This is a genomic window from Novosphingobium sp. BL-S-32 (assembly GCF_056857055.1).
This window is the reverse complement of the sequence record NZ_CM166477.1, coordinates 1,640,050-1,664,573: the sequence shown is the minus strand read 5'-3', so window position 1 is coordinate 1,664,573 and position 24,524 is coordinate 1,640,050. Positions and strand designations below refer to the sequence as shown.

General features: G+C 63.3%; 18 protein-coding genes. 8 read left to right on the top strand and 10 right to left on the bottom strand.

Translation table 11 applies throughout. The features are described from left to right. Positions 1-22: 22 nt before the first annotated feature. From AC1VVK_RS23720 to AC1VVK_RS23705, 4 genes are all read right to left on the bottom strand, one after another. Entirely contained in the window at positions 23-469 is a 447-nt protein-coding gene (locus tag AC1VVK_RS23720; RefSeq protein WP_482905624.1) for a hypothetical protein, read from the bottom strand. A gap of 76 nt (positions 470-545) precedes the next feature. After that, the gene (locus tag AC1VVK_RS23715) at positions 546-1,538 is read right to left on the bottom strand and encodes a hypothetical protein (RefSeq protein ID WP_482905623.1); all 993 of its coding nucleotides are present in this window, start codon (positions 1,536-1,538) and stop codon (positions 546-548) included. 102 nt (positions 1,539-1,640) lie between these two features. Beyond that, positions 1,641-2,774, bottom strand: coding sequence for a helix-turn-helix transcriptional regulator (locus tag AC1VVK_RS23710; protein WP_482905622.1), 1,134 nt, complete (start codon positions 2,772-2,774; stop codon positions 1,641-1,643). Between the two features lie 581 nt (positions 2,775-3,355). After that, positions 3,356-4,000 carry a 2'-5' RNA ligase family protein gene (locus tag AC1VVK_RS23705; RefSeq protein WP_482905621.1) on the bottom strand — a complete coding sequence of 215 codons (645 nt, stop codon included), beginning with the start codon at positions 3,998-4,000 and terminating at the stop codon, positions 3,356-3,358. Positions 4,001-4,334: 334 nt separating this feature from the next. Between AC1VVK_RS23705 and AC1VVK_RS23700 the strand changes: the two genes are divergently transcribed. Continuing rightward, complete coding sequence (locus AC1VVK_RS23700) at positions 4,335-4,580, top strand: hypothetical protein (protein ID WP_482905620.1); 246 nt, start codon at positions 4,335-4,337, stop codon at positions 4,578-4,580. 16 nt (positions 4,581-4,596) lie between these two features. Here AC1VVK_RS23700 and AC1VVK_RS23695 read toward each other — a convergent pair whose 3' ends face one another. Beyond that, positions 4,597-5,805, bottom strand: a complete 1,209-nt coding sequence (locus AC1VVK_RS23695; RefSeq protein WP_132391171.1) for an MFS transporter — start codon at positions 5,803-5,805, stop codon at positions 4,597-4,599. Positions 5,806-5,904: 99 nt separating this feature from the next. Between AC1VVK_RS23695 and AC1VVK_RS23690 the strand changes: the two genes are divergently transcribed. Beyond that, the gene (locus AC1VVK_RS23690) at positions 5,905-6,699 is read left to right on the top strand and encodes an AraC family transcriptional regulator (protein WP_482905619.1); all 795 of its coding nucleotides are present in this window, start codon (positions 5,905-5,907) and stop codon (positions 6,697-6,699) included. Between the two features lie 175 nt (positions 6,700-6,874). Then, the gene (locus AC1VVK_RS23685) at positions 6,875-8,179 is read left to right on the top strand and encodes a dicarboxylate/amino acid:cation symporter (RefSeq protein WP_482905618.1); all 1,305 of its coding nucleotides are present in this window, start codon (positions 6,875-6,877) and stop codon (positions 8,177-8,179) included. A 4-nt stretch (positions 8,180-8,183) separates the two neighbouring features. On the opposite strand, the gene AC1VVK_RS23680 is transcribed toward AC1VVK_RS23685, so the two are convergent. Together AC1VVK_RS23680 and uxaC are read right to left on the bottom strand one after the other, a co-directional pair. Continuing rightward, positions 8,184-9,239, bottom strand: coding sequence for a LacI family DNA-binding transcriptional regulator (locus tag AC1VVK_RS23680; protein ID WP_482905617.1), 1,056 nt, complete (start codon positions 9,237-9,239; stop codon positions 8,184-8,186). Positions 9,240-9,246: 7 nt separating this feature from the next. Beyond that, on the bottom strand, positions 9,247-10,728 hold the full coding sequence (gene uxaC / locus AC1VVK_RS23675) for a glucuronate isomerase (RefSeq protein ID WP_482905616.1): 1,482 nt from the start codon (positions 10,726-10,728) through the stop codon (positions 9,247-9,249). 98 nt (positions 10,729-10,826) lie between these two features. On the opposite strand from uxaC, the gene AC1VVK_RS23670 reads away from it, so the two are divergent. The 4 genes from AC1VVK_RS23670 to AC1VVK_RS23655 all read left to right on the top strand — a co-directional run bounded on the left by AC1VVK_RS23670 (position 10,827) and on the right by AC1VVK_RS23655 (position 16,874). Beyond that, the gene (locus AC1VVK_RS23670; protein ID WP_482906764.1) at positions 10,827-12,311 is read left to right on the top strand and encodes a UxaA family hydrolase; all 1,485 of its coding nucleotides are present in this window, start codon (positions 10,827-10,829) and stop codon (positions 12,309-12,311) included. 198 nt (positions 12,312-12,509) lie between these two features. Then, entirely contained in the window at positions 12,510-14,126 is a 1,617-nt protein-coding gene (locus tag AC1VVK_RS23665) for a glycoside hydrolase family 43 protein (protein ID WP_482905615.1), read from the top strand. A 19-nt stretch (positions 14,127-14,145) separates the two neighbouring features. After that, a complete protein-coding gene (locus AC1VVK_RS23660) occupies positions 14,146-15,723 on the top strand; it encodes an MGH1-like glycoside hydrolase domain-containing protein (RefSeq protein WP_482905614.1) in 1,578 nt (525 codons plus the stop codon). A 17-nt stretch (positions 15,724-15,740) separates the two neighbouring features. Then, positions 15,741-16,874: an endo-1,4-beta-xylanase gene (locus tag AC1VVK_RS23655; protein ID WP_482905613.1), complete on the top strand. Its 1,134-nt coding sequence runs from the start codon at positions 15,741-15,743 to the stop codon at positions 16,872-16,874. 30 nt (positions 16,875-16,904) lie between these two features. Here the strand turns inward: AC1VVK_RS23655 and AC1VVK_RS23650 are convergent, their stop codons facing one another. The 3 genes from AC1VVK_RS23650 to AC1VVK_RS23640 all read right to left on the bottom strand — a co-directional run bounded on the left by AC1VVK_RS23650 (position 16,905) and on the right by AC1VVK_RS23640 (position 22,852). Then, positions 16,905-17,915, bottom strand: a complete 1,011-nt coding sequence (locus AC1VVK_RS23650) for an IS30 family transposase (protein ID WP_482905612.1) — start codon at positions 17,913-17,915, stop codon at positions 16,905-16,907. Between the two features lie 201 nt (positions 17,916-18,116). After that, entirely contained in the window at positions 18,117-19,700 is a 1,584-nt protein-coding gene (locus tag AC1VVK_RS23645) for a rhamnogalacturonidase (RefSeq protein WP_482905611.1), read from the bottom strand. Positions 19,701-19,771: 71 nt separating this feature from the next. Next, positions 19,772-22,852: a TonB-dependent receptor domain-containing protein gene (locus AC1VVK_RS23640; protein WP_482905610.1), complete on the bottom strand. Its 3,081-nt coding sequence runs from the start codon at positions 22,850-22,852 to the stop codon at positions 19,772-19,774. Between the two features lie 848 nt (positions 22,853-23,700). Here AC1VVK_RS23640 and AC1VVK_RS23635 point away from each other — a divergent pair. Further along, positions 23,701-24,486 (top strand): SapC family protein, encoded by a 786-nt coding sequence (locus AC1VVK_RS23635; protein ID WP_482905609.1) that lies wholly within the window; start codon positions 23,701-23,703, stop codon positions 24,484-24,486. Positions 24,487-24,524: the final 38 nt, after the last annotated feature.

The window sequence follows — 24,524 nt, the reverse complement described above, 5'->3', positions numbered from 1 at the left end:
ATCGGCCCCGCTTTTGGCCTCGTTACTGAATCGCGACATTAACATTCATCGCGGAGTTGATGGACACGTTGTTGCCCGTGTTCGTGTTGATCAGCGCCAGCCCGTTGAAGGCGCCGAATGCTCCGCCGTCGAATGATATTGTGCCGGTGGTGGGATCACCGTTGATGATATTCCCGGAAATCGTGCTGATGTTGTTCGCGTTTGCCGTCTGCTCCTGGACCTTGACGTCGGCCATGCCCGTGATGTCGGCCAGCTTGGCCTCATCGACGACAGTGGCGGCGCCAAAGGGTGCGTCGGTTCCGATCTTCGGTTCCGGCAGGGTGAGATCGGGGGCCGCGTTCAGCTGGGCGATTGGGGTGTCCGGCGGCGCCGCGTTCGGCTGGCCGGGATCGTCAGAAGCAAATGCGGGTGCAGCGTGAAGCAGGCCGGGTACGAAGACTCCGGCAAGGAGAATGTGAGAGCGGGACAAGAGAGCATCTCCTTCGCGTGGAACTGCACCGAGAGACACCGGCCGCCCAGCGGGCGGCCGGTCCCTCATTCACGGCCTACTGGCCCAAGGAGAGCGTACCGATGGTCGCGCCCACATTGATGCTGGCATTTTGCGATGCGAACACGCCGGTGTTGACGTTCATCGCGTTCAGACCGGCAAAGTTCGAGAACGCGCCGTTATCGAACGTGGCGTTCCAGGTCATGACCGGCGATCCGCCAGCACCACCTGCACCACCAGTGCCGCCGGCACCGCCGGTGCCACCGTCACCGCCGCCACGGCTGCCTGCGTTTGCATTGCCGCCATCGCCGCGGCCGCCGCCCGAGCCGCCTTCGGAAGGCTGCCAGAAGGTGACTTCACCGCCGGTCACGCTGCCTGCAAGCGACGAATAGGTGGTCTGGGTCGTATAGGTGCTCGTCGAAGTACCGCCATTGTTGGCAGAGCCGACGCCGCTGGAGTCACTGCCCGCGCCCGAAGCATTTACCGCCAGATTGGCCGTGCCACCGTTGTTGGCCGAACCAAGCCCACTCGAATCGCTGCTGTTGCTTTCGTCATGGGAATCGACGGCCAGATTGGATGTGCCGCCGTTATTGGCGGAGTTCGCGCCGCTGGAGTCGCTCCTGTTGCTTCCGTCGTGGGCGTCGACTGCAAGATTGGACGTGCCGCCGTTATTGGCGGAGTTCGCGCCACTGGAGTCGCTGCTGTTGCTCGCGTCGTGCGAGTCCGTCGTCACTGCGGAAGTGCCGCCATTGTTGGCGGAACCAGGGCCGCTGGAATCGCTGGCGGCGCCGGTGGCATTGACGTCCGTCGTTACCGCGGAAGTGCCACCGTTGTTGGCTGAACCGAGGCCGGCCGAATTGCTGGAATTCGAATTGTCGGTGGGGGTGGAGGTGTTCGTGGAGGTGTTCGTCGAACTGTCGGTGGACGTTGCGGTCGAATTACGGGTGGCATCGGCAAGGCTGCCGCCGCTACCGGCTGTTTGTGCAAGCGCAGGGCCCGCAACCAAGGCGAATGCGCCGACCGAGGCAGTCAATAACAGAGCATATCTCATGGCTATTCCTCTCGCGTTAAACGGCTGCTCAGAGCCTCCAAGACGACACCTTTTCCGCAAGACGCCGCAGTTCGGCGATATAACTCGAAGCGATTGGGCGGCTTAGCCCCAGACAGGTGTTTGCCCTGCCCTCAAATGAGCGAAATCCGTACCCCCATTTGAGGGGGGAGCGGCAAACGGCCTGATATGAACCACGCCGCGAAGGATCATCCGCACGAGATCGGTCTGGCGGTGGGTATCGGTCTTGGCGAAAATCTGTTTCAGGTAGGCGCGCGCGGTTTGCGGCTGGATATGCATTTCACGCGCGGCAGCATCGATGGTCAGGCCCTTGACGAGGCGCATGACCAGTTCGGTTTCCGAAATCGTCAGGCCATGGGCGCGGCACAGTGCTGTTGCGAGCGGCCGGGCATCGACATCGGGATCAAGGACATAAAGGGCGATGGCCGCACTGCCATGCGCAGGCGACGCATCGGGCAACCGCGCCACGACGGCGACAAGCGGCCGGGCGTTCACACGCTGGATGAGTATCAGCGACGTTCCGTCGATCTCGGTTGCGGCGCTGTGCTGGTCGTGGGCGAGGTGGTGAATCGCTGTCTGCAATCGCACTGCGTTGTCGAAATCGGTGGCCGTGACCGACTGTCCGGCCCGGCGCAGGCCATTGCCCAGTTCCAGGAAATGCAACGCGCGAACATTGGCGAAAATGATGTTTCCGTCCGCGTCCAGAAGAAAGGTCCCGAAATCAAATAGATCGAGCCCCTCCGCCAGCGCCGCCGCGCGGCCGCGATGCAGTTTCGCTTCCCAGAAAAGTCGGAGATAAGCCTCCACCCAGCTGTGAATTCCCTGCGCGGCCAAGGCCCGCATCGCCCACTCGTCGGTGTCGAAGCGGCAGACTGAAAGGGCCAGGAACGAGGCTGAGTCAACCGGACAGGAGAATGTGATTCTGCGGGCATTTCGGACGCGATCCGGCAAATGCACATTCTCGATGTCAAAATGCCCGCATCGCAGTGTCGTGGATTCGGACCGCCAATCGTCATAGGCGGCGGCCTGCTGGATCGAATGGGCGATCCCATGTGCAAGGCTGTCCGCCATGTGGGAAATGGCAATGACTTCAGGAAGTTCGCTATCGGCCTTATGCTGCGTCAATACCGCCATGGGGCAGTCGACATGCCGGATAACCAAGTCGAACAGGCTGTTCAGGGCCAATTGGTCCCACTGCGTCGTCGAGGATCGCGCCACGGCCTATTTCCTTCCGACTCCCTCAGGAAAAGAAGGCTCCCGCGCATGATGAATGCTGCGACTATTGCGTTCACAAAAGCCGAAGTTGCGCAGACAGGACAAATCTTCTCCACCGGACTTTTGCCAATTTCTTGGACTGTTTTCCATATTGTCACTACCGATGTTCATCAATCTAGCACTATTTGAGTCCATGTTAAGGAAAATACCTATTGAGCATTAATCCTCCCTAATCTCAGTCACCCAAATTTGACATGGTGGAAAATGAGTACTCAAAAGTCGGAATGAACGCAGATCGCCAGGTTGCGGGAGAGCCTTGAGGTTCGACGTGGGCAGGGCCGGCGACCCGTAAAAAGCGCGGTAATCCGCCACTTTCCGGCTTGCAGCGATCACGCCCGAGCGAGGAAGGTTTTCGGCAAATCGCGTCCGCGTTGGCTTTTGGTGGGAGCGAAAGGCGTGCCGAACATGCCCGCGCGCGTGAGGCAAACCGCGCGAGAAGGTCTGGTTTACAAGGAGATTTCGGATATCCGGCCGCTGCTTGTCCTGCCCGCTATCTTTGCGCGGACGACGAGCCGTTCGGCGCTTCAGCGGTGGTCGGCGAAGCGGAACTCGGCGAGGGTTTTCACGACCTGACCATTGGCGTCGACAAGGCCGATTCCGACGCCTTCGACTGCTCCCACCGTTTGCGGCTGGGTCTTGTCCGTCTCCGCCATGAATGCCGCCAGGCCGGGATTGGTCTCGTTCGCGAGCAATGTCAGGTGCGGATCAAACTGCATGAACACATTGGGCGAGCCGTAGCGTTCAAAGGCGGGAAGCTTGGCCGGATACTGACTCATCCAGCCGGGCGGAGAGACGTTGTGATCGCGATAAGGCTCGGCCGCCAAAGTCACCAGATCCGCCAGCCTTTGCAGGGCAGGGCTCCATTTGACGCGCAGGAACAGCCAGTTGGAAGCGGTGCGTTCCTTGCCGTCGAGGATCAGGGGGAAGGATTTGTAATCCTTGACGATATCGGCAATCGCGGCTTCCAGCTGCGGCTCGGCATTGGCCGGATACTGGGTGAGGTACAGCGTGGCATGCACCGCATGACCTTGCGCGTAGAAAGTCGTCATGCCGCGTTTCGCAAGATCCTTGCTGGCCGCTGCCACGGCCTCGACAACCGGTCTGGACGGGATGGCATAGATGTCGATGCTCACGGCATCCTGAGCCCGGGCAGGCAGCGCGACGGCCATGGTCGCGGCAAGGGCCGGGATGAAATAGCGCGGCATCATGGTGATTTCCCGGCAAACGAGTCGATGAATCAGGGCAATAGGTGGCGCGTGAGCCTAATGGCAATCGCAATCTGACAGCGGCTGCGGCCGGTTCGGCAATAAAGCTGCGTGCCGGCCTGCGGTGCCAGCTCGGGACGCGGGCACCTGTCGACAAGTTGGGGAAAGGCAGTGGATAGCAAGGTATTCGCATCTGGAATTCCCGCGATAAAATGGCTTAAACGCGCCATTCTCTGGCACGGCTTCAGGTTTTTCGACCGGTCGCTGCCGCATTGCGAGATATCCACGGAGTTTCCTCATGACCGGGGCCGAACTGGCAGCAGCCCGCAAGAATCGCGGTCTGTCCGAGATAGAGTTGGGCAAGGCGATCGGCTACCGCGACCCGGCGCGGGCGGTGCGGCGCCTTGAGGCATCGAGCAAGGTCAACGCGCGGGCGCTGAACATGATCAAGGTCATCTTCGGCACGGTCGATCAGGATAACGTCCGCGAGCGGGGATCGCGGCGGCGCTCGGCGCATCCCGATCAACTCTCCTTCGCTTTCTGAGCCTTACCGGCCGCGCTCAGTTACCCTTTTTCGGATCGGGAAGCAGGACTGCGAGCAGGCCGATCGCCGGCAGATAGGCGCAGATCGCGTAGACCGTCTCGATACCCGCCCGATCGGCAACGGCGCCGAGCACTGCGGCGCCAAGGCCGCCCATGCCAAACGAAAAGCCGAAGAACAGCCCGGAGATCATGCCGATCTTGCCGGGCACCAGCTCCTGCGCGAACACCACGATTGCGGGGAACGCCGAGGCGAGGATGAGCCCGATCGCCACCGTCAGCGGGCCGGTCCAGAACAGGTTTGCATGCGGCAGCAGCAGCGTGAACGGCAACGCGCCCAGGATCGAGAACCAGATCACGTATTTGCGGCCGAACTTGTCCCCCAGCGGACCGCCCACGACGGTGCCCACAGCGACGGCCGCGAGGAAGGCAAAGAGGTGGAACTGCGCCGTTTCCACCGAGACGCCAAAGCGATGGATCAGATAGAAAGTGAAGTAGCTGGTGAGGCTTGCCAGATAGACGTACTTTGAGAAAATCATGGCCAAGAGCACGGCGATGCCGCCGAGGGCCTTCTTGCGCGGCAGCGCGGGCATGGCCATCGACTTCTTCTGGCCCGACACAATAAGCGCCAGGCCGTGGTTCTTGTACCACTGCCCGACATTCCACAGGATGGCACAGGACAGCAGCGCGAGCAGCGCGAAGAACGCAAGGCTCGACTGGCCAAAGCGGACCACGACAAGCGCGGCCGCGAGCGGGCCAAGCGCCTGCCCGGCGTTGCCGCCAACCTGGAACAGCGATTGTGCCAGACCGTGCCGCCCGCCCGCCGCCATGCGCGCCACGCGCGACGATTCCGGATGGAAAACCGAAGATCCCATGCCCAGCATCGAGGCGCCGACCAGCAGCAGCCAGTAAGTGTGCGCGGCCGAGAGGATCATCAGCCCCGCCAGCGAGAACAGGGTTCCGCCGGGCAGCGCATTCGGAGTCGGCCGCTTGTCCGCGTAGAATCCGACGAGAGGCTGAAGAATTGACGCGGTGATCTGATAGGCCAGCGTCACAAGCCCGATCTGCGAGAACGACAGATGAAGTTCCGTCTTCAGATTGGGATAGATGGCCGGCAGCAGAGACTGCATCATGTCGTTGAGCAGGTGGCAGAAACTGATCGCGAGAATGACGCTGAAGACCGTGATCTCAGGTGCATCGGATCGTGGGGCGGCTGCAGACGTGCTCATACGTGTGTCTTCTTGTTGTCGGTGGATGTCCCCTAACCTCTGCACAAGTGGCCCGCATTCCTATATGGGTCTTTCACTTTCGCGAGTGGGACATCAAGATTGCCGATCAAGGATCCAGCTTCGGTAGAACACATCCCGCGGCCGATTGTCGGGATCGGTAACGAATATCCGCCTGCTTTCGAACTGGATTGGCACGAACACCGGCGCGGCCAGTTGATCTATGCGGCGCGGGGCGTGGTCGTTGTCAGCACGCCGCACGGCGCATGGGTGGCACCGCCCGAGCGTGCGGTCTGGACGCCCGCCGGATGCCCGCACTCGGTAAAGATGGTCGGCGCGGTGAGCACGCGCAGCGTGCTGATAGAGCCTGATGCGGAAGGTTCGCTGGGCGATCGCAACAAGGTCATCCAGGTATCGCCGCTGCTGGGCAGTCTTCTCGCCGCGGCGTGCGAGATCGAGCCGGAATATGATGTGGAGAGCCGTGACGGGAAGCTGATGGCGCTGTTGATGGCCGAACTTGCGATCGCGCCCACCGTGCCGCTCGCGGTGCCGTTTCCCAGAACGGCGGCCATTGCGCGCAAGTGTCAGGCCTTCCTCGAACGACCCACGCCGCACGATACGATTGACGAGTGGGCGGACGATCTGGGCATCGGCCGCCGGGCCTTTACGCGCATGTTCCGCAAGGAAACCGGGCTCAGTCTGGGAGCGTGGCGCCAGCAGGCGTGTATACTTGTGGCTTTGCCCCGGCTCGCGGCAGGGGAAGGGGTCACCACCATTGCCTTCGACCTTGGCTATGACAGCGCTTCGGCCTTCACCACCATGTTCAAGCGGCGCGTGGGCGTGGCGCCGAGCCACTACCATCCGAACGGTCTGATCGGCGATATGACCGAGGCCTAGGTCGCCGCATTTTCAAGGGGGCGAACCGGGAGGCAGGTTGCCTTCCCGGCATACCCTGCGCTGTGGGCCGGTATCCGGAGGCGTAGAAAAATTTGCTTGTCCGCCATGACCACATATTGTCTAGTATTTTAGTTGAGATTAGATGGCATGGCACGATCCGTGCCGGGTGGAATGAATGACGATCAATTATCGAAGCTTCGGATTCCAGGTGCTCGTGGGCATGCTTGCCGGCGGTGCGCTAGGCTTTCTGGCACGCGCGCTGGGGACCGGGGCCGGGGGTGAACTCAACGGGCTTGCCGTCGCGCTGAAGACGACCGGATCGACTTTCGTCGGGCTTCTGAGCGCGACCGTGCCGCCGCTGATCTTTGCTGCCATCGTCACGTCGATCGCGAACTTGCGCCGGCTTGAAAACGCCGCCCGGCTGGCGGGGCAGACGCTTCTCTGGTTCGCGATCACGGCGCTTATCGCGGTATCGATCGGCATCGCCGTTGGCATTGTCGTGCAGCCGGGAGTGGGCGTGGATGCCGGGTCACTGGCGAGCCACCGCCCCGCAAACGTCGGGACCTGGCTGGATTTCCTGAAAGGACTGGTCCCGGCGAACAGCCTTGGCCTGAGTGCCAGCACCAAGATCGCTGAAAGCGGCGCCCCAAGCACCGCGATTTCGTTCAACACCCTTCAGATCGTCGTCATTTCGCTGGCAATCGGATTTGCGACGCTCAGTCTCGGAGAAAAGGCGGAGCCGTTTCTGGCCGTCATTCGCTCGTTTCTGGCGGTAATGCGGACGGTCCTGGGCTGGATCATCAAGCTGACGCCGATCGGCTCGGCGGCGCTCATCGGTACGGCCGTTGCGACTTACGGCTGGGACATGCTGCACCAGCTCGGGAGTTTCGCCGCCGCGACCTATCTCGGCCTCGGTATCGTGCTGCTGGTCGTCTACCCCGTCCTGCTTCTGCTCAACGGGCTGTCGCCGCTTACCTTCTTCGCGAAAGCCTGGCCGGCGATCCAGCTTGGCTTCGTATCGCGCTCGTCGGTCGGAACGCTGCCGGTTACCGAACTGGTGGTCGAACGAATGGGCGTCGAAAAGGGCTATGCGGCATTTGCCGTGCCCTTGGCAGCGACGACCAAGATGGACGGATGCGCCTCGATCTACCCCGCGCTGGCGGCGATTTTCGTCGCGAATTTCTACGGCATTCCCCTGCATCTTCTCGATTACGTGCTGATCGTGTTCGTTTCCGTCCTTGGATCGGCGGCTACCGCGGGTCTGACCGGCGCGGTCGTGATGCTCACGCTTACGCTTACAACGCTTGGGCTGCCGCTGGAGGGCGCGGGTCTCTTGCTGGCGATCGATCCCATCATCGACATGGGGCGAACCGCCGTCAACGTGGCGGGACAAGTGCTCGTGGCAACGGTCGTCGCCAAGCGGGAAGGGCTGCTCAATCAGACGGCGGCGGGCGATCCGGAAACGCTGTCGGCGGCGTGAACCGTTACTTTTCCGAATGCCGCTTCGGCGTCACCGGGCCGCTGGATCTTGAAGGAAGAAGTGTCAGGCCGAGCGGCGGACTGTCCGTCTTGAGCGGCTTGCCCTCGATCAGGTTCAGCAAGTGGCTGGTCGCCAGTTCCGCCATTTTTCCGAAGGGACGCGAGACGGTCGAGAGGCTGGGGATCAGCATTTCGGCAAGGACGCTGCCGTCGAAACCGACCACGGACAGGTCGTCCGGAACGCGAATTCCCTTTTCGGCGGCAATCTTCAGAACGCCCGCCGCCATGATATCGTTGGCGGCGAAAACAGCCGTCGGGAGCGATGTGCGGGAGAGAATTTCCTCGGCGGCCGACCGGCCCGAGGCGAGCGTGTAATCGCCTTCGAACTCCGCGGCCGGAGTTATCCCGGATTCATCCAGCGCTTCCAGAAAGCCGGATCTGCGTTCCCGGGCCGAGATCATGTCCTGCGGACCATTGATCAGCGCGATATTATCGTGCCCCAGCTCGATCAGGTATTTCGCCACATCGCCGGCGGCCTTGCGCTCGTGCGAAAGGACTACTGCCGGGTAGCCGTCCAGATGAACGGCCGAAACGGCGACGGCGTGGATGTTCTCGACCTTCAGCGCTTCCGGCAGGCCGATGATCCCGGAAACGGGCGGAAGCACGACGAGGCCATCGATGCGGGTGCGACGTGCGAAAGCCAGAACGTCCGCAATCGCTTCGTCGCCGCCAAGATCGACCGAGTGGGTGATCAGTTCATATCCGCGCCGCGTCGCCTCACCGCCGATACCCCGCTGGACGGTGTCCAGGACGAGGGCATTGCGGTCGTTGTGAAGCATGCCGATTAGCAGCGACCTGCCCATGGCCAAGGCCCGCGCGCGCGGGCTTGGCCGGAAATTGAGCAGGGCAATGGCGCGTTTGACTCGCTCGCGCGTCTCCTCGTTCACTTTGGGCGAATCGTTCAGCACCCGCGAAACCGTTCTGATCGACGTTTTCGCGGCCTCGGCCACATCAGCGATAGTGGGCTCGTTGCCTGACGCGCCCCGTTCCGAAACTTCCATGCCCCGGCTATACCGTGACACGCGATTCCGACGCGACGACTTTTTCAAGCGATTGATCGGTCGGCTTTTTCAGCGGACCGTCCAGCTTGTAGGCCTGCTTGGCAAGATTATACGTCAGGTCGACGGCCAGTTCGGCCGCTTCCCATTGTTTCAGACGGCCCTCGACGACGAGCCTTGCCAGGAAAGCACAGTCCACGCGGCGGGCGACATCGTGCCGGGCCGGGATGGAGAGGAAGGCCCGGGTATCGTCGTTGAAGCCGACCGTGTTGTAGAATCCGGCCGTTTCGGTGGTCATCTGGCGGAACCGCATCATGCCCTCGGGCGAGTCGTGGAACCACCACGCCGGGCCGAGCTTCAGGCACGGGTAATGGCCTGCCAGCGGCGCCAGTTCGCGGGCGTAAGTCGACTCGTCCAGCGTAAACAGGATGATCGAAAGGTCCCGTGAATTGCCGAAGCGGTCCAGCAGTGGTTGCAGGCTTGATACGTAGTCCGTCCGCATCGGGATGTCCGCGCCCTTGTCGCGTCCGAATTCCCGGTGCAGCCACTTGTTGTGGTTGCGGCAGGCGCCCGGATGGATCTGCATCACGAGGCCGTCCTCGATGCTCATCGCCGCCATTTCGGTCAGCATCTGGGCGCGGAACAGTTCGGCTTCCTCGGGCGAGACACTGCCGCGCATCACCTTGTTGAAAAGCGCTTCGCTTTCCTGCGCCGAGAGATTGGCTGTCCGGGCGGTGGGATGGCCGTGGTCGGTCGAGGTCGCGCCCATCGCAATGAAGTCCGCCCGGCGGGCGCGATGGCCTTTCAGGTAGCCCTGCCAGGTCCACACGTCCTCGCCGGAAAGCTCTCCGAACGCGGTGAGCGCTTCCTTGAAATCCTCATGCTCGGGATCGACGACGGCGTCGGGTCGATAGGCAGTGACGACGCGGCCGCTCCAGCCCGATTCCCAGATCGCGCGGTGATGTACGAGGTCTTCGTGCGCGCCCTCGGTCGTCGCGATGAGTTCGATATTGAAGCGCTCGAACAGCGCGCGGGGCCGATAGGCGGGCTGGCCGAGCAGTTCGCCTATCCGGTCGAAATAGAAGTCGGCAGTGTCGGCGGAAAGCTCATCCTCGAAGCCGAACACTTCCGAAAACACGTGATCCAGCCACAGGCGTGAGGGCGTGCCCCGGAAAAGATGCTGGTTGCCGGCAAATATCCGCCATGCCTCGCGCCGGTCCGCCGGGCTGGTCTCGCCATGGGCGGGAACGCAAAGCGACTCCATGCTGATGCCCTGACTGTAGAGCATCCGGTAGAGATAGTGATCCGGCGCCAGCAAGAGTGAAGTCGCGTCTTCCCACGGCTGGTTGGTTGCAAACCAGGCCGGATCGGTGTGGCCGTGCGGGCTGATGATCGGAAGTCCCGCAATGGAATCATACAGCTCGCGGGCCACGGAACGCGTGGCGGTTTCAGCCGGAAACAGGCGGTTCGGGTCAAGTGACAATTTAGGCAAGGGCGGTCCCCAAAAAATGTTGTGCCAGCGATGGCACAAGTGTTAACGCGGGGCAATCGAGAGAGTGTAACGAGTTTTGTCAGGAGAGCATTTTGGACATCCCCGCCGCCATCCAGATCGATCCGCAGGACCAGGTGGCGGTAGCCTTGCGGCAGCTTGACGCAGGCGAGTCCATCGATCTTGCAAATGGCCCGGTCACGCTGATCGAACCGATCGAACGCGGCCACAAGTTCGCCATCGAGCCGATTGCGTCAGGCGCGCTGGTATGCCGTTACGGCTGGCCGATCGGCACCGCCACGCGGGACATTCCGGTCGGCGCGCATGTTCACAGCCACAATATCTCCACGAATCTGGTTGCCGAAGAGCCCTACTCTTACGTCCCGGACGAGGGCGGTCTGTCGGCGCCGTCTGCGGACACGTGGCACTTCGACGGCTATCGCCGCGCGGACGGTTCCGTGGGCACGCGCAATGAAATCTGGGTGATCCCGACCGTCGGCTGCGTGGCCCGAACCGCCGAGCGGATAGCCCGCGAAGCCAATGACCGTCATGCCGGTCGGGTCGACAGCGTCGTCGCCTTTCCCCACCCGCTGGGATGTTCGCAATTGGGCGACGATCTGGGCGCGACGGCCCAGTTGCTGGCCTCGCTGGCCTGCAATCCGAACGCGGGCGGGGTGTTGCTGCTCGGGCTGGGCTGCGAGGAAAACCAGCTTGCCGCCTTGCTGGAGCGTATCCCCGCCGAACGCCGCGAGCGCGTGCGCAGCGTCGGCGCGCAGATGAGCGAGGACGAGTACGAGGATGCCCATGCGGCAATCGCGGACCTCGTCGCGATGGCAGGGCAAGATCGCCGCGAACCGGTCGATATTTCCGAGCTTCGCCTTGGACTGAAGTGCGGCGGATCGGACGGCTTGAGCGGTCTGACCGCTAACCCCCTCATCGGTCGGGCCGCCGACCTTGTGACGCAGGCCGGCGGCTATGCGGTGCTCACCGAGATACCCGAAATTTTCGGGGCGGAACGTCTGCTCATGCGCCGCGCCGTCAACCGCGAGGTGTTCGAGGACATCGTTGAGGTCGTGAACGACTTCAAACGCTACTTCATCGCGCATGGTGAGCCGATTTCCGAAAATCCCAGCCCCGGCAATGTCGCCGGAGGGATCACCACGCTTGAAGAGAAATCGCTCGGTGCGGTGCAGAAGGGTGGCCGCGCCCGCGTCAGCAAGGTTCTGCGCTATGGTGCTCGGATTACCGAGCGTGGTCTCACCTTGCTGGAGGCGCCGGGGAACGATGCCGTCTCGACGACCGCGCTCGCCGCTGCCGGGGTCACGCTGACGCTGTTTTCGACCGGGCGCGGTACGCCGCTGGGCAGCCCGGTGCCTACGCTCAAACTCGCCACCAATCACGATCTCGCCCAGCGGAAATCGAAATGGATCGATTTCGACACGGCCGTCGTGCTGGACGACGGTTTCGAGGCGGGGACGAGGGCGATCATGGAAACGATCTGCGCCATCGCTTCGGGGCGACCGGCCCGGAACGAACTCAATGGCGAGCGTGATATCGCGATCTGGAAGCGGGGCGTCACGCTTTAGTTACCCAAGCGGAAAGAGCGTCGTAAACGTCCCGGGGCAGGGCGAAATCATGCCTGTTTGATTGTGAAATGGTAGCGCTAACGAAAATCATTGCGCGAGGTCTCGCTTCGCACCATGATCGGGAAAAATAGAGAGGGTCGGCGGAGGCGAAACGGGAGCGGTCACATCCGCCCCGTGCGCCCCGCAATGGAAGGGCGGATGGCTTCAATCGCACGAAAAGTGCCTGTTCTCACGCTGTTGAGCGTCTGCGCGCTGGGCGGAGCGTCCGTCACGGCCGAGGCGCCCGGCGCCACGTATCAGAACCCCATCCTCTATGCCGACTATTCGGACCCCGATGTCCTGCGCGTGGGGGACGATTACTATCTGGTGGCGTCGAGCTTCCATTTCTCGCCCGGAATCCCGATCCTGCATTCGCGCGATTTGGTTCACTGGTCGATCCTCGGTCATGTCCTGCCGCGCCTGCCCTTCGCACCGGAATACGACATGCCGGGGCCGCACACGCTGAACGACGGCATATCGAAGCCGGTGGGCGGCACGCGCTATGCGGGCGGCGTCTGGGCGCCTTCGATCCGGCATCACCGCGGCCTGTTCTATGTCTACTGGGCAACGCCGGACGAAGGCATCTTCATGGCCACCGCCGCAAAGCCGGAAGGGCCGTGGAGCGCGCCGATCAAAGTAATCGACCAGCCCCTGCTGGAAGATCCCTGTCCTTTCTGGGACGATGACGGTCAGGCCTGGCTGGTCCACTCGCGCCACGGCGCCGGGCCGCTGATCCTCCACCGCATGAGCCCGGACGGCAAACGCGTGCTGGATACGGGCGAAGTGATCGTCGAGGACAAGCAGAACCTGCCGATCCTCGAAGGGCCCAAGTTCTACAAGCGCAATGGCTGGTACTATATCCTCGCGCCCTTCGGCGGTGTTTCGAAGGGCGCGCAAGTGGCGCTGCGCTCGCGGTCCATCCGCGGGCCTTACGAGGCGAAAGTCGTGCTGGCGCAGGGCCGGAGCGCGCTCGAAGGCCCGCATCAGGGCGGCTGGGTGGAGACGCCTTCGGGGCAGGGCTGGTTCGTCCACTTCAACAGCACCGGCGCCTTTGGCCGCATCACCTACCTGGAACCGTTGAAATGGGTGGATGACTGGCCGGTGATCGGCGATGTCCTGCCCGGCGCGGAGACCGGACAGCCCGTTTCCGAGCATGCCGCGCCCGATACCGGATCGTGGACGCCCAATGTGCGTTTGCAGGATTCGGACGCGTTCTCCGCGCCCCGTCTCGGCCCGCAATGGGAATGGAACCACAACCCGGACGGCAGCGCGTGGAGCCTGACGGCCCGGCGCGGTTTCCTGCGACTGAATGCGCTGTCCGCCGAGCATCTGGTAACGGCCCGCAACACGCTGACGCAGATCCTGCAAGGGCCCTCCAGCCGGATCACCACCCGGATCGAGATCGGTCGCATGACCGACGGCCAGCGCGCGGGCCTGACCCTGTTCGGCGTGAAGCCAAGCTGGATCGGTATTGTGCAAGAGGGCGGAAAGGCCCGCCTGACACTGGCATCGGCAGGAGTGGAAACCGCCGGTGACGTCCTGTCCGCACCCGCCGTGGACCTGCGCGCAGAGGTCGGTGCGGACCAGACGGTTCGCTATAGCTACAGCCTTGATGGGCGCGCTTTCCGGCCGATGGGCGATCCGATCGCTCTGGCGCCGTTCTCATGGTGGAAGGGCTCGCGGCCCGGACTGTTCACCTTCACGCATGGCGCGCCCGGCGGATCGATCGACGTGGACTGGTTCCGCGTAGAGCATCCCGCGCCCGCCGCACCCTGATCAAGCCGGAAAGACCTGCATGGACCGTCGCTCCTTCCTCATCTCCACGGCCGTTGCCAGTGCCGGCATGGCTTTTCGTGCCCACGCAGAAACGGCGGAGAACGCCCCCCGCTTCGACGCGCCGAGCTTCCGGACCGGCAACGCCCGCTGGCAGGCCGCCTATGACAAAGCGCTCGAAGTGCTGGCCGCCAATGTCCAGACGATGCCCTATGTCAGCAAGCCGGTGCTGATCGAGGGGGCGGTCTATCAGGGCATCTGGCAGGAATGCGGCCCGCACGAAGCATTGGTCTATCGCAAGTTCCGCCCGGACGTGGCGCGCAGCAGCCACATGACCTTCTTCGAGTTGCAGCGCGCCGACGGCCAGTTGCCCGCCAACAACAAGCTGGCGGAAACCGGCTTCGGGCAGATCCAGATGGTGGTGCCCATCGCCGCCACCGCATGGGAACTGGCGCGTGCGACGGGTGACGGCGCTCTGCTGGAAGCGGCCTACCGCGCCTGCTCGGCGTGGGACGGCTGGCTGATGCGATACCGCAATACGCGCGGAACCGGGCTGGTGGAGGGTTTCTGCACTTACGACACCGGGCATGACAACAGTCCGCGCTGGGCCGGGATGCCCAACCAGTGTCCCAACAAGGACGCACGAACTCACCATCCCATCGCCACTCTGCCGCGCCTCTGCCCGGACCTTTCCGCCACGGTCTTCGGCGGCAGGCAGGCACTCGCCGAAATGGCGCGCGCGCTGGGCAAGACGGCGGACGCGGATCGCTGGGCGGAGCAGGCCGAGAACATTCGCAGCCTCATCCTCGCGAAACTCTACGTGCCGGAGGATGCCGCCTTCTACGATCTGGATGCCAAGGGTGATTTCATCCGCGTCCGGTCGGACATCCTGTCGCGCGTCTGCGGGGAGCATGTGCCCGATCAGGCGCTGTTCGACACGCTCTGGGCGCGGCAGTTGCATAATCCCGAGGCGTTCTGGGCGCCGTTCCCGCTGACCTCGGTGGCGATGGACGATCCCGCCTTCGTCGGCTCTTTCCCCGCCAACAGTTGGGGCGGCGCGACGCAGGCGCTCACCGCGTTGCGGGCGGGCCGCTGGTTCGACCATTATGGCCGCTCCGCCGAGTTCACCGAAATGATGGACCACTGGTGCGAAGCGCTCCAGCGCGACATGACCTTCCGCCAGCAGATGAACCCCCACACGGGCGCTTTCACGCTTGAGGAAGCGCCGGGCTATTCTCCCGCCGCGCTGGTCATGGTCGATTACAGCTGGCGGTTGGTCGGCGTCTGCGAAGAGGCTGACGGCCTGCACTGGAACGTTCGCCCGGGCCACGCTGCCGCGCAGGATGCTCGCCTTTCGATGCGGACGGACGGCGGGCGCACCGCCGTCATGGCCTATGGCGCGGGCGGAGCCGACCTTACTCTAAACGGCGCGCCCATGGCCCGGATCGCGGGCGGGTCGGCCCGCCTCGTTACCGACGCGCTGGGCATTCCGCGCCATCTCGTGGGCATCGACCCGCGCCCACAGACCATCAGCCTGCGCCTGGCGGGCCGCAAGCCGCGCAGCCTGACGCTGCGCGCCAACGAACAGGTATCGCTATGACCCAAGGACCAGACGCCATGAAGCTCAGCCGCCGCACCCTGATCGCCGGTGCCGCCGCCATGGCGCTGCCCATGCCCGCCTTCGCGCGGGAGGCGGATTCGCTCGCGTCGCAGGGTGCGGCCAAGGGCATCCGGTTCGGGAGCACGATGGGCAAGAACAACTTCGCGGACCCACGCTATCGCGCGCTCAATGCCGCGCAATGCGCGCTGGTCGTGCCTGAAAACGAGATGAAATGGGCGGCGACCCGACCCGATGCGGAGCACTTCGACTTCACGGCCGCCGACCGCATCGTGGACTGGGCGACGGCCAATGGAATGGGCGTGCGCGGGCACACACTGCTTTGGCACAGCGAGCACTGGATGCCTGAATGGGTGTCGAAGCATGACTACGGCGCGAACCCCAAGGCCGAGGCGGAGCGGCTGCTGACCCAGCACGTTTCCACGGTGGCAGGCCGCTATGCGCCGCGCGTGGACAGTTTCGACGTGGTCAACGAGGCGGTCGATTCCGAAACTGGCAAGCTTCGCGAAACCGCGCTGTCGCAGCGTCTGGGTGCGATCGAGACGCTGGATATCGCCTTTCACACGGCGCGGCAGGCGGCGCCCAAGGCCCAGCTTGTTTACAACGACTACATGGGCTGGCGCAGCGATGAGGGCGTGCACCGCGATGGTGTGCTGCGGCTGCTGGAAGAGTTCCGCAAGCGCGGCACACCGGTCGACGCGCTGGGCGTCCAGAGCCACCTTGGCAGCAAGTATAGCGACACGCCGACCGGCCTCGGCGCGCTGGACGAGACCGCCTGGCGCCGCTTCCTCGATGAAGTGACCGGCATGGGCTTCGACCTGCTGATTACCGAGATGGACATTCACGACAACCCGCTGCCGGGCGCCATCGGTCCGCGGGATGCCGAGGTCGCGGCGCATGCCAAGGCCTATCTCGATCTGATGCTGTCCTATCGGCAGATCGATACGGTGATGTGCTGGGGGCTGTCCGATCGTTATAGCTGGCTGAACGGTCTGCGCCCGCGTCCGGACGGGTTGCCCAAGCGGCCTTGTCCGTATGATGCGGATTTTCGCGCGAAGCCCTTCCACGATGCGATTGCGGCTGCTTTTGCTGCGGCACCGGATCGGCGGAAGGTTCAGGCGGGTAGGGGATAAGGCCGCATACAGCTGATTCAACCAACCCCGTCATCCCCGCGCAGGCGGGGATGTGGATTCACATTCGAAGTGCAACGGTTGAAGAGAGCATGCCTCGGCGGGTGTTTTGAAGTCGAGGCATTTTCGCGGTGTATTGTTGTAGCGTTGGATGATGTCCTCAAAGTGGGCAGGCGAGAGATCCTCGATGTTGGTCTTGCGCGGCAGGTCGCGTCTGAGGCGGCCGATGGCGTTTTCGACGCCGCCCTTTTGCCATGGGGCATGGGGGTCGCAGAAGAACGTATCGATGCCGAGACGGTGCAACCTGTGGTGCTGTGCAAACTCGGTGCCGTTGTCGAGGGTCAGGGTTTGGCGCAAGGCGGCGGGCCAGGGCCGCAGCATGGCGGCGAGCAGGTCGGCGGTGCGCCGGGCCTTTCGGTCGGGCGGATGGCAGATCAGGGTGTAGCGCGAGGAGCGTTCATGGGCGACGAGGATGGCCTGGCCGTATCGGGCGAAGAGCATGAAGTCGGCCTCCCAGTGGCCGGGCCGGGACCGATCCGCGGCCTCGTCCGGGCGCATGGCGATGGGTTGGCGCTTGGCGATGAAGCGGACCGAGGATCCGCCGGGCTTGCGGCGCCATCCGCGGCGGGCCTTGGCGCGGGGCAGATAATGGCGCCATGATCGATCGTTCGTCCGCCTGATCTGGGCATGGATGAAGCGATAGATGCTCTCGTGACTGATGATACGCACGCCGGCCTCGCGGGCCATGCGGCCGGCGATCTGCTCGGGTGACCAGCCGGCCGCGAGGCGGCCCAGCACGCCCTCGCGCAAGGCCTGATCGCGTTCGAGGCGCATGCCCGACCAGCGCCGGGCGCGCGCCTGCTCTTGCGCATAGCCGGGCCGATAGCCCACCGTGCTGCCGCTGTTGCGCTTCAGCTCCCGAAAGATCGTCGATGCCGAGCGATCCAGAGCTGCCGCGATCTGGCGCAGCGATTGCCCGTCTTCATGAAGACGGGCAATCGTACACCGCTCTTCCAGATCAAGCTGTTCGTAAGCTCTTCCCATGACAACACCATAACCTGGTGTTGCACTTCGTTTGTGAACTTGGCGGATCCCGCTTCTGTTGTGCTGGGCGAGAGGTCGCCAAGAAGCGGGGCCCCCGCCTTCGCGGGGGCGACGGTGATGTCGGAGCCCGACCGGGTGAGTTCCGGGTTGCGAATGTGCCTACCGCGGCGGGTTATTCGCGCCCGGATCTGCCCTCCCGGTCTAGAACTCGCCCGAAAGCGGCCCATCGGCGCGGCGGTCTTCCATCCCGCGGCCACCGGTGCTGCGAAAGCCGGTTACTCCCTCCAGCGAATAGGTCGGCCGGCCGGGCGCACGGATGTCGATGAAGTCGGCATCCCGCACATCTTCCAGTCGGAACGCCGCGCGGGGGTCGGGAGCGGCCACGGACACCTCGACATTGCTGAAACGCATGTTGCGCGCGTGGCGAACGAAGAAGCCGGTTGCAGGAAGGTCGCCGAACATGGTCGCTTCGGGATAGGCCAGTTCGGCCTCGGGAGGCCGGACGCGGGCCATTTCCGCCGGCGCGCCGCCGACGTGATGGAAATGGCAGTCGGCGATAGTCACATCCTCGATCCGGTGATCGGCAAGGCCCGCGATGACCGAGGGCAGGATAGTGGCGTTGGAACTGACCACGTTCTGGATGAGGATGCGCTTCATCGATCCGATGGGTACACCTGCCGGTCCGCGCATCCGCTTGCCGATGCGCAGGAACAGCGGCGCATCGATGATGCCGCGCATGGTGATGTTGCTGACGGTCACGTCCTCTACCACCGCGCCGTCCACTGTCTCGAAGGCAAGGCCCCGGCTGTCTTCGAAGATGCAGTTGGTGATCGCAATGTTGCGGAAGCCGCCGTTGGATTCGGTGCCGAACTTGATACGCCCGTGGATCTTCGGCGCGAAGGAGGCGGGCATCTTCCGCCAGGTGCCGTCCAGCACCGAGCCGACTTCATAGTTGCCGGTGACGAAGCAATTCGAAATCGTGAGGTTCTCGGTGATCCGGGGATGGCCCAGCGCATAGCTGCTCTTGGGGCAGATGCCGTCGTCCCACGGGGAATTGACCGTGCAGTTGCTGATGCGCACGTTGCGGCAGCAATCGATGTCGAACCCGTCGCGGTTGGTGTCGGCCAGCACGTTGTCGATGGTGAGATTATCGACGCCGGTCGCGAGCAGGGCGAACCAGCCGCCCTCCAGTATGTGCACGTCGCGCAGGGTGACGTTGCGACAGTTCTTGAGCGCGATTGCCTTGTTGCCGGTGCCCGGCCCGGTGGGGTCGTTCAGCCAGTTGTCCTTGCCGTCGCCGCGGCCCAGCCCCTTGCCCCAGATCAGGCCGGGTCCGAGGATGGCGATATCGTGGAGGTCTTCGCCCCAGATCAGGCTGTTGCGCCAATGGCCATGGCCGAAGTCCTGATAGGCACCCCAGTCGCCGATGGGTTCGGCATGGTCGTAGCCGTGCGTCTCCGTGGGCGCGGCGGCCAGCAGCGTGGCGCCGTCTCCCAGCAGGAGCGTGATGTTGCTCTTGAGGCGGATCGTATAGCTGGCGTAAGTGCCGGCCGGAAAATAGACGGTGCCGCCGCCGAGCGATGCGGCATGGTCGATCGCCTTGTTGATCGCGCCGCTGTCGATCGTGCGGCCATCGCCCTTGGCGCCGAAGTGGCGGACGTCCACCACGCCGCCGCCCGTTGCCGACATGAGCAGTTTGCCCGGTGCGCCCGCAGCGGCCTGCGTGAAGGACGCCGCGCCCGCCAGAATTCCGCCCTGGATGAAGGCGCGCCGGTCAAACCCCATGATTATTCTCTCCCCCGTAGCGGGTCTGTTGGACGGGAAGCGGATCCGTCCGCTTCCCGTCCCATTGTATTTTAGAACTTTAGCTGGGCGCCAAGGAAGAACTCCGTCCCGAGCACGTCATAGGTGGCCGAGAAGGTATTGGCGTTCGGTCCCTGCGTCGTCACCGGAGGCTTGTTGTTGAACATGTTGTTCGCGCCGCCGAAGATCTCGATCCCGTCCTTGAGCGTATAGTTGAACGACAGATCGAAGTAGTTCTGCGCCTTGAGCACCGGATAGGCGAAGCTGTCCAGAGCAGGCGCATTGGCCGCGCCCTGACGGTCAGGCACTACGAAGCGGTCGGTCGTGACCTTGCCGATATAGCGGTGCCGCAGGCTCAGGCTGAGATCCTCGACATTCCAGGTGATGCGCGTCGTGCCGCGCCAGCGCGGAAGCGGCTGGCCGCACGTCGGGCCGTAGGCCCCGGCGCATTCGTTCTTGATATCGGGCAGGGCGGCGACCGGGACGGAGGTGAACTCGTCCAGATAGGTCATGCTGCTGCTGATATCGAACGAACTGGTCTCGCCCACGCCCGGCAGGCCGAAGCCCACGTTGAACGAGTAGCGCGCCGCGAAGTCGATGCCGGAGGTCTTGAGCTTGCCGGTATTGGCGTTGCGGATCTGCGCCACATAAGGATCGTTGATCTCGCCCGTGTTGGGATTGCGGACGATGGCGCGGCAGAACTCGCTATTGGCGTCCTGAATGACGGTATAGCAGAGGTTCAGCGTGTTCTGGAGGCCGCCACCCAGCGACGAGATCGCGCCGTCGAGCGAGATGTTGAAGTAATCGACGCTCAGGTAGAGCCGGGGCGCGAAGCTGGGCGTCAGCACTGCACCGAACGTGACCGTGTCGGACTTTTCGGCACCCAGGTTCGGATTGCCGCCGAAATCGGCCGGCATGATGCTGTTGGGCTGCACTGCGTCGGTGAACACCGCAGCAGTCGGAACGCCGGTGGCGACACAGACGGCGCGCACGGCGGCGGTCTGCTGTGCGGTGGGCGCGCGCGACGAGCAGGGATCGGTCGCCACGCCGACCACGCGGGTCACGCCGCCGTACAGCTCGCTGACGTTGGGCGCGCGGATGGCGCGCTGGTATTGGCCCCGGAACGCGATGTCCCGGTTGACGCGCCAGTCCAGACCGCCAAGGTAGGTCCATTGGCCGCCCACGCCCGCGAGGCTGTAGTCCGAATAGCGGAAGCCGCCATTGGCAACCAGGCTTTCAACGAAGCGCGTATCGTGCACCAGCGGCACGCGAAGCTCGCCGAAGATTTCCTTCACCGAAACGTCGCCCTTGGTCGGAAGGCCGGGGTTGAAGCCCGCGACGTCGCCCGATGCCAGGAAGGAGTCCGGCGTGAAGGTGGCGCTGGACTTGCGCCATTCGGTGCCGAGCGAGAAGCCCACCGGGCCGGCCGGAAGCTTGAACGCGGTGCCGGTGATGCTGCCTTGCGCTACCTGCTGGGTGGCGATGGTGGAGTTGGTGGCACTGATGCGGATTGCGTTCGCGCAGTCTGCCGAGACGTTCTGGCCGAAGATGTTGCAGACCGGGTCCGCACCACCCACCGAGAGCAAGGCGGCCTGCAGGCGGCTGCGGGAGATCGCGTTCTGGAGCAGCAGCGTGTCCTCGCTGCGCGCATAAGTGTAATAGGCGTCGAACTTCAGGTCGGTGAAGAAATCTTCGGACAGATCGCCGATCTTACCCTTCAGGCCCCAGGCGCCGCGGAACACGTTGCGTCGTTCGCTGGCCAGACGCGGGCCGACTTCGCTGTAGCGCCGGCCGGCGGTGAGCACGGCCAGACCGTCGCCCGGCGTGGTCGTGCGCGTGGACGTGCCGCTGGTGACGGTGGTGGTGCCGGTTTCCGCCAGATCGAGCTGGTGCAGGACGTCCTGCAGCTGCGGCGTCAGATAGGGATTGTCGACATCGAACAGCGTCGGGGCGCCGACATTGGTCGGTGCGAGGCGGGCGTTCACTACGTTGTTGCTGTAGTGAAGCTCCATGTAGCCGGTGACGCTGTCGGTGACGTCGTAATGGCCGAAGCTGTTGATCATCCAGCGCTTTTGCGGCTGGATCAGGTAGTTGTCGGGGCCGAGGTTGAAGTCATCCTGCGGCGAGATCTGCGGGCGTGCGGTGGTTCCCGCGTCATTGAAGGTGAACCCGCGCGAGGTGAGCGAGGAAAGGCCCGCTGCGGCATAGGCCGCGTTCAGCGCCGTGTTCGAACCGCCGAAGGCCGGGATGCCGGAGAAGCGACCGTTGGGAATGTCGCCGCTGCCGCCGGCTACGAAGCCCAGCTGGCCGCCACCGGCGACGCAGCCCTGACCGGACGGCGGCGTGAAAGGCGTGCCCGCGCGACTGCTGCTGCCGCTGCCGGGAACGACGCAGCCGTCCGACAGCGAGTCATAGGCGAAATCGCCGCGCTCGCCGCGCGTGATCGACCCTCGGTTGAGATAGTTGCCTGAGACGACGAGATTGCCGCGGCCATCCGCGAAATTGCCGCCCATGGTCAGGTCGAACGTGTAGACGGGCGTGCCCGTCGGACGGTCCATGTTGAGCTGCGCGCGTGCTTCCACGCCTTCGAAATCGTCGCGCATGATGAAGTTGACGACGCCGGTGATCGCGTCCGAACCATAGACAGCGGAAGAGCCGCCGGTCACGATTTCCGTGCGGGCGATCAGGCTGGACGGGATGGTGTTGAGATCGGTGACTTGCTCCGGGCCGTAAATGGCATAGCGCCGTCCATTGACCAGCACCAGGTTACGCGTCGAGCCGAACCCGCGAAGATTGACGTCCGCAAAGCCGCCCGGAACGGTGTTCGAAGTCGCGCTGCCAAGCTGCGAGCCGACCACCTGAGGCAGTTCGGACAAAGTCCGCTCGACATTCACATTGCCGGAAAGCTTGATGTCTTCCTGGCTCACCACGCTGACCGGCGTGGAGGCATCGAAGCCGTTGCGCGCGATGCGCGAGCCGGTGACGATGATGTCGGCCGCAGTGGCTTCCTGCTGTGCGGTTTGCGTATCCGAAGGCGGTGCAGCTGCCGGAGCGGCGTCTTGTGCCAGCGCTGGCACACTGTGGTAAAAAATAAGCGCGGCCCCACCCAAGAGATACGCGCGCAAAGATGGCATGTCCTTCATCATTCCTCCCCTTTTTCAACCGAACTGATCGTCGGAGCGCGGGGCTCCAACTCACGTATTGGCTCTGTAGCGCATTAGGTAGCGCTATCATCTGGATCTACACGTATGCCTCAAACCGGGTCGCGTCAAGCGATGCAACAAACGCGACATATGGTTCGGTCGCTGCTCCGGTCGCAACGGCGAGCTCTACGTGGCTGTTGCATTGCGTTCCGGTTGGCGCTTGGGATGGCTCGATCGGCGCTGGTTTCACAGGAAATTCATGTGGATAGTATGGGCGCAAATTTGTGCCCCGACAGGATTGCCTCGGCCCGCACAAGGCTCGGCAGGGGCGATAATACGGTCAAGGCGCGTGGACGATGATCGCAGGCGTCAAAGATGCAGTTTGTGGCGTATAAGTGTGTTGCCCAATCGGATGGTATTGCACAACGTACACGCCGCCTTGATCTGACAAATGGACAATGCAGACCTATGTTTCACAATTCAGTGCAAGCACAGGTCATTTCTCGAAAAATCTACTGAAGCAAATTTTTCTCAAAGCCCGTAATGGTGTCGTTATTATCAAGATGAGTTTCGGCATTATCCAATTGTATCGAAAAATATCGAATACTGTACCGGACCTTCTGCGCGTTTAGTGTCATTTTAACCATAATTTGGCGTTCGTATTGCGCACTTTTGACCATTCGGAAATAAATTTCATAGGGGACATGCTTGCGGGGGCGTTAACCGCTCTATAATGCCAAAATCGTACCAAAGTTGCAGATTTGACGGTGCGCATTGTGCACGAAAGTTCAGGTTGGCTGCGACGGGATTTGATTTTTTCGGTGGGGCATATGACGGAATTGAAGCAGAAGAATCGCAAGGCCGCGAATGTTGCGGCAGGGGCCGCCAACGCGCCGCAGGTTAACGGAAGCCTTCCGCTCTATCGCGATCCACGTCCTGTACACAGCGCGACTCACGCCGATGCGGCGGTGATCGTGGCGCCCACCGATTTCGGCTTTGCCGCCGCCGCGCCGATGATCCAGTTGACCGTCGATGAGTTCGAACGGGCCTCGCTCGACTATCCCATCCTGTTCTTCGGCGACGATCGCCAGCCTTACGTCGTTACCGGACTGGAAGCGGAGCGCAATCTGTTCGTTTCGGAAGGCCGCTATCAGGCAGGGGCCTATATTCCCGCCTATTTGCGCCGCTATCCTTTCGTGTTTGCGCGTGATGAAGGCAGCGAACGCCTGATCCTCTGCCTCGATCACGCTTCTGGCCGCGTCGCCGGCAAGACCGAAGACGGTGCCGTCGCGCTCTTCGACAGCGGCGAAGCCACCGAGCTGACCCTTCAGGCGCTGCGATTCTGCGAGAACTACGAAAGCGCGCAGGCCCGCACGCGTTTGCTGATCGCATTGCTGGAAGAGCTGGAGCTCTTCGAAGTAAAGCGTGTGCACTACACTGCGCCTGGTGCAACTGATCCCAGTCTGTTGGTCGAATACAGCACAGTAGATCGCACCCGCTTCGAAGCGCTGCCGAACGAGCAGTTCCTGCGCCTGCGTGAAGCCGGTGCGCTGCCCGCGATCCATGCGCAGATCGCTTCGCAGGCGAAGTGGGACGCGCTGGCGGCGGTTTCCCGCACGACCTGATTTTCCGGCCGTACCAGAGCCGCCCGATCCGCGCTGCA

Coding starts and splice junctions, on each gene's coding strand:
- AC1VVK_RS23715 (WP_482905623.1), bottom strand. CDS start 1,538: ATGAGATATGCTCTGTTATTGACTGCCTCGGTCGGCGCATTCGCCTTG.
- AC1VVK_RS23705 (WP_482905621.1), bottom strand. CDS start 4,000: ATGGCCGTCGCGCTGCCTGCCCGGGCTCAGGATGCCGTGAGCATCGAC.
- AC1VVK_RS23700 (WP_482905620.1), top strand. CDS start 4,335: ATGACCGGGGCCGAACTGGCAGCAGCCCGCAAGAATCGCGGTCTGTCC.
- AC1VVK_RS23695 (WP_132391171.1), bottom strand. CDS start 5,805: ATGAGCACGTCTGCAGCCGCCCCACGATCCGATGCACCTGAGATCACG.
- AC1VVK_RS23685 (WP_482905618.1), top strand. CDS start 6,875: ATGACGATCAATTATCGAAGCTTCGGATTCCAGGTGCTCGTGGGCATG.
- AC1VVK_RS23680 (WP_482905617.1), bottom strand. CDS start 9,239: ATGGAAGTTTCGGAACGGGGCGCGTCAGGCAACGAGCCCACTATCGCT.
- AC1VVK_RS23665 (WP_482905615.1), top strand. CDS start 12,510: ATGGCTTCAATCGCACGAAAAGTGCCTGTTCTCACGCTGTTGAGCGTC.
- AC1VVK_RS23660 (WP_482905614.1), top strand. CDS start 14,146: ATGGACCGTCGCTCCTTCCTCATCTCCACGGCCGTTGCCAGTGCCGGC.
- AC1VVK_RS23655 (WP_482905613.1), top strand. CDS start 15,741: ATGAAGCTCAGCCGCCGCACCCTGATCGCCGGTGCCGCCGCCATGGCG.
- AC1VVK_RS23650 (WP_482905612.1), bottom strand. CDS start 17,915: ATGGGAAGAGCTTACGAACAGCTTGATCTGGAAGAGCGGTGTACGATT.
- AC1VVK_RS23645 (WP_482905611.1), bottom strand. CDS start 19,700: ATGGGGTTTGACCGGCGCGCCTTCATCCAGGGCGGAATTCTGGCGGGC.
- AC1VVK_RS23640 (WP_482905610.1), bottom strand. CDS start 22,852: ATGCCATCTTTGCGCGCGTATCTCTTGGGTGGGGCCGCGCTTATTTTT.